Here is a 7171-nt window from a genome sequence, read left to right as displayed (position 1 = left end):
TCTGGCCATTATCCTCGTCGCCCGGATAGCCGTCGGGCGCCGACGAATAGAGCTTCGCCATGATATCGCGCACATGATGCTGCGTCTTCCACGGGGCGCCCGCCCAGTTGTAGAGATAGGGCATGTGCTGGATCGGCTGGTTGCCATGGGCGTACTGCCCCATGTCGACGATCTGCATCTCGCGAATCTCGTGGATCACCTGCCCGTAATAGCTTTCGTCGAAGATCGGCGGGGTGGTGAAGATCGCGTCGAGCCGCTCGACGAATTTCTCGCGTCCGCCCATCAGCTCCATGAGTCCGTGAACGTCCTGCATCACGGCCCAGCTATAGTGAAGTGCGTTTCCTTCGGTGAAGGCGTCGCCCCACTTGTAGGGATTGAAGGGGGCCGACCACGATCCGTCCTGATTGCGGCCGCGGATCCAGCCGCTCTCCTTGTCGTAGAGCTTGCGATAGTTGAGCGCACGTTCGGTGTATTTCTTCGCATCGGCGTCCTTGCCGAGCAGCGTTGCGAGCTGCGCGATCGAGAAGTCGGCAGTCGCATATTCGAGCGTGCGCGCGGCATTTTCGTTGATCCCGACGTCATAGGGGACATAGCCGAGGCGGTTGTAATATTCGGCGCCCTCGCGCCCGACGGCGGCGATCACCTTGCCCGCCTTGTCCTTCGGACGGCCCTCGCTCGTCGTCGCATTCTTGATCATCGCTTCGTAGAGCGTCTCGACGTCGAAGCCGCGCACGCCGTTGACATAGGCGTCGGCGATCAGGTTCGCCGAGTTCGACCCGATCATCACGTTGCGATAGCCGGGGCTCGCCCATTCGGGGAGCCAGCCGCCCTCCTTGTACGTGTTGACCAGCCCCTGCATGATCTGGCTGTCGAGTTCGGGATACATCAGCGCGAAGAAGGGGAAGACCGCGCGCCACGTGTCCCAGAAGCCGTTGTCGGTGAACATGTAGCCGTCGTGCACCTTGCCGTCGTACGGGCTGTAGTGGACGATCTTTCCGTTCGCGTCCTTTTCGTAAAAGATGCGCGGAAATTGCAGCATCCGGTACAGCGACGAATAGAAGGTGCGGAACTTTTCGGGGTCGGGATCGGTGACGCGGATGCGCGAGAGTTCCTTCTCCCACGCCGCCTTCGCCTTCGCCTGCGTCGTGTCGAAGCTGTCGCTGCCGATTTCGCTGCGCAGGTTCAAAAGCGCCTGTTCGGGGCTGATGAACGACGAGGCGACGCGGACATGCACCTTGTCGCCCTTCTTCGTCCTGAAGCTCAGCACCGCACCGACATGGTCGCCCTCGCGCGCGAGTTCGTTCGTCGGCGCATTGTCGCCCGCCCAGGTGCGCGCGAGCGTGAAGTCGCGGTCGAATTCGGCGACGAAATAATTGTGGAAATTGTCGGGCACACCGCCATTGTTGTTGCGGACATAGCCGGTGATGCGGCGGTTCTTGACGTCGACCCTGACCATCGATCCGCCCGCGAGCCCGTCGAGCAATATGTGCGCATCGTCGCTTTCGGGGAAGGTGAAGCGGAACTGCGCGGCGCGTGTCGTCGGCGCGACTTCGGCGGTCACGTCATAGTCGGCGAGATAGACCTTGTACGAATAGGGGCGCGCGACCTCGGCCTTGTGGCTGAACCAGCTGCCGCGTTCCTGCTGCTTGACCTTCACCGGCCCGGTTTCCGCCATCAGCGCGAAGGCGGCATAGTCGTTCATCCACGGGCTCGGCTGGTGCGTCTGCTTGATGCCGCTGATCTTCTCGCCGTCATAGGTGTAGCCCCAGCCGCTGCCGGGCTCGCCGGTCACCGGGGTCCAGCTGTTCATGCCGAAGGGGACCGCGACCGCGGGATAGGTGTTGCCGTAGGACAGGCGATAGCTGGAATCGGTGCCCATCAGCGGATTGACGTAATCGACGAGCGCGGTCTGCTGCGCGAGTGCCGCGGGCGTGCCGACGCCGGTGAGCACGAGCGCACTTGCCGCGGCGCCCAGCATCGTCTTGCGGATCGTCTTCACTTCGTCTCTCCCCTGTTGGCCGTCCGGGCCGGCAGCGGGCGCGCGGCGACGCCCTCGTTCGTCATTTTCACCGGCGCGATCGTGCCGTCGGCGTTGAAGATCATTCGGTCGATCGCGAGCTGACGGCGTTCGCCGCTCGTCTCGCCGAGCGGGCGGCGGTGATAGGCGATATACCAGTCGTCGGTGCCCGGCACGTTGACCACCGAATGATGGCCCGCGCCGCGCGCGATCCTGAAGTCCTGCTGAAGAATCTTGCCCATCGGCCTGAACGGGCCGGTCGGCGACGGGCCCATCGCGTAGGCGACCGAATAGTCGGGGCCGGTCCAGCCGCCCTCCGACCACATCAGATAATAGACGCCCTTGCGCTTCACCATGAACGAGCCCTCGACATAGCCGGGGGGCGTGATTTCCTTGTAGGTCGTGCCGTCGGGAAAGGGCTCTATCGAGGTCAGGTCGTCACCCAGGCGGACGACGTTGCAATGCTTCCAGCCGCCATAATAGAGATAATGCTGCCCATTGTCGTCGCGGAAGACGAACTGGTCGATCGGCTGCGCGCCATTATGGAAGGCGTCGATCAGCGGCTTGCCGATCGCGTCCCTGAACGGCCCCTCGGGGCGGTCGCTGACCGCGACGCCGATGCCGCCGAGCTGGTCGTCCGACTGGATGTCGTTGGCGCCGAAGAAGAGATAATATTTGCCGTCCTTCTCGATCGCCGACGGCGCCCAGACGGCATAGGCCGCCCAAGCGACATTCCCGACGTCGAGCGCATGGCTGTGCTTCGTCCAGTGGACGAGGTCGGGCGAGGAAAAGACGTTGAAGAAGGTCTGGAAATGATAGGAGGGCCGGACCGTCTTCTGTTCGCGCAGCTTTTTCTGCTGCTCATTGAAATGCTGCGAGACGTCGGGCGTTTCGCCATGGTCCGAATAGGTCGGATAGATCCAGTAGCGGTCGCCGAAGACGCGGATTTCGGGGTCGGCGTACCAGCCGGGGACGATCGGATTTTCGGCCGCAGCCGGGCCACCCGCCAGCAGCGCCATGCCCATGAGCAGCGATTTCAACCCGACACGCACCTCGCGTCCCTCCCCTGTCATTCGTTACCCGGCACCGAAGCATGTTCCAGCCCGCCCGGAAAGAGGCGGGTGGCTCCTCGCGGAGCCACCCGAGGGGGAGAGCTGGGGTATGGGCCCCATCAGAACTTGTACGAAACGCCGACATAGGCGCGGCGGCCGGAGTAATTGCTGCGGACGAAGCGGTCCTTGGTGTCGTTGCCGAGATGCTGCCGCTCTTCCGACTTGGTCAGGTTGATGACCGAAGCGGTGAGCATCAACCCGTCCATGAGCTCGTACGACGCGTTGATGTCGACCTGTTCGTAGGGGTCGGAGTAGATGTTGAGGCCCGAAGAGAGCGCTTCGACGACTTCGCCGCGGCGGTTGTACGAGGCGCGCACCAGGAACTTGTCGTTCTCGTAGAAGACCGAAGCGTTGACCTGCGTCTTCGCGCTGCCGACGAGCGGCGACTTGCCGACCGTTTCGCCGTCGAGCGTGATGTCGGCGACCGAGGTGTCGTTATAGGTGAAGTTCACCTGAGCGCCGAGGCCGAAGTCCAGCGTGTGCTGCGCATAGAGTTCGACGCCCTGCGACACCGCGTTCGAGCCGTTGGCGACGGTCGAATAGGGCTGGATCAGCACCTGCTCGCCGTTCACTTCGCGCGTCACGTCGAGCACGAGCGGGACGACAAAGTCGGAGACTTCCTTGCGGAACAGGCCGACGCCGAGCACCGAGCCGCGCTTGAAATACCATTCGACGCCAAGGTCGTATTGCCACGCCGAGAAGGGCTTGAGGTCGGCGTTGCCGCCGCTGCCCGACCAGCCCTCGAACTCCCCGAACTGGCCCCGGTCGAAGGCATAGGCCTCCGAACGATAGGTCAGCGAGCTCCGCGATCCGAGATCGTTGAACGACGGGCGCGCGATCACCTTGGCGACCGCGCCGCGAACGACGATGTCGGGGGTGACTTCATAGACGACGTTCAGGCTGGGCAACCAGTCGGTGTAGCTCTTCGACTGGTCGACCTGCGTGTTGACGATCACCTCGCGCTGGTCGAGCGGCAGCACCTGGCAATTGCCGTCGGGGCCGATCGGCACATTCGGATCGAGCGGGCCGCCCGGGCCGTCGACGCAATAATCGTTGAGGAATTGCAGGCGATCCGAATTCAGCCCCGACTGCTTCGTATGCGCGACACGCACACCGATATTGCCGCGAAGGGGTCCGGCCGCGAAATCTGCCTGCACATAGCCGGCGAAGACGCGCTCCTTCAGATCATAGATATTGTCGGGTTCGGGCACGCGCACCGACGGGCCATAGGTCGAATTGATATAGTCGAGATAATTGCCGAAGTTGATGCCCGGGAACAGGTTCGCATCGAACCCGCCGGTAATGTTGCCGATCGATTTGTCATAGAAATATTCGGGCCGCGCGACCGCGCCTTCCGGCGTGTCCTGATAGCGCCGCTTGGTCGCCGGATCGGCATACCATTCGTTGCGGCCGGTTTCGCGGTGGATGCTCATCTCGCGCCACTTGCCGCCGACGCGGAAGGCGCTGAGGAAACTGTCGAAACGGCGGACGAGATCGAGTTGCGCATAACGCTGCGTGATCGCGCTGTTCGTGTAGCCCGACCCCGTCGAACCAACGTCGATCTGGGCGATACCGTTCCTGATATTTTCCTGCAGCTCGGGCGAGAATTCCATGTCGAGATTGCCGCCGGTGAAGTCCCAGTTGCTCAGGAAATTGCCATTCTGTTCCTGCCCGGTGACCGTCAGCCGCGGCTTGGCGGCGACGCCGAAACGCAGCGACGGTCCGCCGGTGGCGCGTGTCTTCCCGAACTTCGCCACCGCATCGAAATTGTCGGTGTTCCAGGCGACCTCGGTCTCGAACGTATTCGAAACCTGCTTTTCGCGGCTGTACGTGCCCGCGATCTGCGGCGTTTCCATCGTGCAGGGCGGCGTGTTCACAAGACATCCGGTTCCCGCGGCGGGCACCTGGAAATTCGCCGACTGGAAGATCGTCCCGCTCTCGTCGAACGTCGGCCCGGTGAAGAAATTGCCATAGCCCCATTCGGGGATTTTCAGCACGTTGCTCTGCCAGTTGCTCTTGTAGTCGAAGCGGAAATAATTGGCGGTGACGGTCAGATTGTCGAAGGGGCGTATTTGTGCGGTCGCCTGGATGCCGAGGCGCTTGCGCTGCTGCGAGAAGATTTCGGCGTTGACCGACTGCGGCGCCCAATAGCCCGAATAATGCGTGCCATCCTGCGCCGTCACCCCTTCGCCCGGCCAATAGGAAATCGCGTCGTCATTCTCGAACGGATTGCCGTTGACGTCGGTCGCCGGCGTGATGATGTCGCCGTTGGCGTCACGGTCGCTCCACCAGCGCCACGTTTCCGTCGTACCGCGCAATTCACGGTTCGCGCGCTCCTGATAGGTCGCACCGATCAGGAAGCCGAGGCGTTCCTCGGGATCCTTCCACGAAATCTGGCCGGCGATCTGCGGGTCGAATTTCTTGCTCGTGTCCGAATAGGTACCTTCGGCCGAGACGAAGCCCGACCAGGCCGGCAGGTCGAACGGGCGGCGGGTGTTGAGGATCACGGTGCCGCCGACGCCGCCCTCTTCGAGCCGCGCTTCGGACGATTTATAGACTTCGGTGCTGGCGATGAAATTCGACGGCAGCAGCACATAGTTGAACGAGCGTTGCGGATCGCCACTGTCGGCGCCGGCGATGAAATTGCCGTTGAGCAGGGTCAGCGTGAGTCCGTCGTCCAGACCGCGGATGCTGACGCGGCTGCCCTCGCCGCCATCCCGGGTGATGATCACGCCGGGAACGCGCTGCAGCGCGTCGGCGACATTCTTGTCGGGGAATTTGCCGATATCCTCGGCGGTGATGACCTCGATCAGCGAATTGGCTTCGCGCTTCTGTTCGAGGCTCTGCTCGATCGACTTGCGATAACCGGTGACGACGATCGCGTCACCCGGCGCGGCGGCGGCATCGTCGGCCGGCGGCTGCGCTTCGGGAGCGGCCTGCGCCCACGCCTGCCCGGTGCTGCCGAGCGCAACGAGCGCGCCCGCGCCCAGCATCAGCTCGCGCACCAGCCGCTCGCGCCGCGACACCTTCGCTGAATGGATTTGTCCTGCCTTCATCACATCGACCTCCCTGTTCGAGGGGCTGTTCGCCCCCACTCGTTATTCGGCGCTTTCGGAGTCGCCGAGCGGCGGATCATCGGACCCGTTGAGCCTCTATCAGAATATAAAAAACAATTTGTCAAAATAAATTTTTCGAGCCGGTGGCGGAACGCGGCGAACCGTTACAACAGCGTCACAAACGCGCAGTTTTTGGCAGTTTTCCGTGAAAATCAGCGCGCAGCCGCACGCCTTCGCGCCCGCCATCCCGGACTCCGGGATGGCAGGTTCCTTCGCGCTTTCGTCCGCTCCGGTTCAGTCCGGAGCCGGGGTCTCCCACAGCGGCGCGGCGATCTCCGCCAGCGCCCCCGCCGGCGCCTTCGGCACCGCACGGTCGTATGTCAGGAGACCATTGATCTCGTCCTCGACGTCGGTCGTCTGCGTATAGACCGAGGCGCTGAGCCCGTTTTCCTTCGCCTGCCGGATCACGCCCTCCATCTTGCGGCGGAAGCGGACGAGATATTCCTTCTCGTCCTGCGCGACCTGATAGCTCCAATTGCCCTTCCCCGGCTTCCAGATATGGCCCGGTACGGGGAAGCCGACACCGCCATATTCGCCGAGCACGATCGCGCGCTCCGTCTGCAGCGGCGGCGTCCTGGGCACATCTTCATAGGTGTGGATGTCGAGCATCTCCGACGCGCCGGGCGCGACGTCGAGCCAGCCCGAATTGGCGTTCACCAGCCGCGACGGATCGAGCCCCTTCACGAATCGCGCGAGCGTCGCCGAATCATATTGGCCCCAGCCTTCGTTGTTGACGACCCATGTCACGATCGACGGGAAGGCGCGCAGTTCGCCGACCATCTCCGACAATTGCTTCTGCTGCTCGGCGAGCGTTTCGGACGGGAAGATCGCCTGATACTGGCTGGTGCCGGCGAGATACTGGTCCTCGCCACCGCCCGAGGGCATGTCCTGCCAGATCAGCATGCCGAGCCGGTCGGCGTCGTGAT

At 63.1% G+C, this 7171-nt stretch carries 4 protein-coding genes; all 4 read right to left on the bottom strand.

Annotation, left to right across the window (positions count from 1 at the left end; genetic code table 11):
* Window positions 1-1978 (bottom strand): GH92 family glycosyl hydrolase (locus tag JHC57_RS20035; RefSeq protein WP_294032359.1); only part of this gene is annotated, 1978 nt, incomplete at its 3' end.
* Between the two features lie 17 nt (window positions 1979-1995).
* Window positions 1996-3069, bottom strand: a complete 1074-nt coding sequence (locus JHC57_RS20030) for a glycoside hydrolase family 43 protein (RefSeq protein WP_294032357.1) — start codon at window positions 3067-3069, stop codon at window positions 1996-1998.
* A 119-nt stretch (window positions 3070-3188) separates the two neighbouring features.
* Window positions 3189-6185, bottom strand: a complete 2997-nt coding sequence (locus JHC57_RS20025) for a TonB-dependent receptor (protein ID WP_294032358.1) — start codon at window positions 6183-6185, stop codon at window positions 3189-3191.
* A gap of 294 nt (window positions 6186-6479) precedes the next feature.
* The coding region (locus JHC57_RS20020) for a glycoside hydrolase family 2 TIM barrel-domain containing protein (protein WP_294032356.1) at window positions 6480-7171 on the bottom strand (692 nt) is incomplete at its 5' end.

The sequence above is a fragment of the Sphingopyxis sp. genome (assembly GCF_016463645.1).
Lineage (GTDB): Bacteria > Pseudomonadota > Alphaproteobacteria > Sphingomonadales > Sphingomonadaceae > Sphingopyxis.
This window is presented reverse-complemented; position numbering and strand designations above follow the sequence as displayed.